At 77.6% G+C, this 379-nt stretch carries 1 protein-coding gene; it reads left to right on the forward strand.

Annotation, left to right across the window (positions count from 1 at the left end):
- A partial coding sequence (locus N869_RS18285; protein ID WP_035063477.1) for a hypothetical protein occupies positions 1 to 379 on the forward strand: 379 nt, incomplete at both ends.

Genomic DNA, 379 nt, shown 5'->3' on the forward strand with positions numbered 1-379 from the left:
CCCGCCGGTGGCGGCGGGCGTCCCTGGGCGAACCGTCCGGGTTCGTCGCGGCAGTCGCGAGCCTCCACGCCGACGGCAGAGTCCGCGAGCAGGCCGTGCACGCCCTGGGTGCCGTCACCGGCGTCGTCGCCGTCGCTGCGCTGGCCGTCCGGCTGCTCGACCACGTCCCGCAGGTCCGCGAGCGCGCGCGGGCGTCCCTGTCGCGGGCCCGGGACGTCGAGGCGGTCGAGGTGCTCGTGGACGTCCTGCGGGCCGGGGTCGACCGTCAGCACGCCGGGGACGCGCTGGCGAGGGTCGAGGCGCAGATCGTTGAGGCGGAGGCTGGCGGTGTGGGCCCGTCGCTGCTGCCAGGGCTTCTGAGGTCGGGGCGGCGACGGGT

This window comes from Cellulomonas bogoriensis 69B4 = DSM 16987 (assembly GCF_000767165.1).
Taxonomy (GTDB): Bacteria; Actinomycetota; Actinomycetes; order Actinomycetales; family Cellulomonadaceae; genus Actinotalea; species Actinotalea bogoriensis.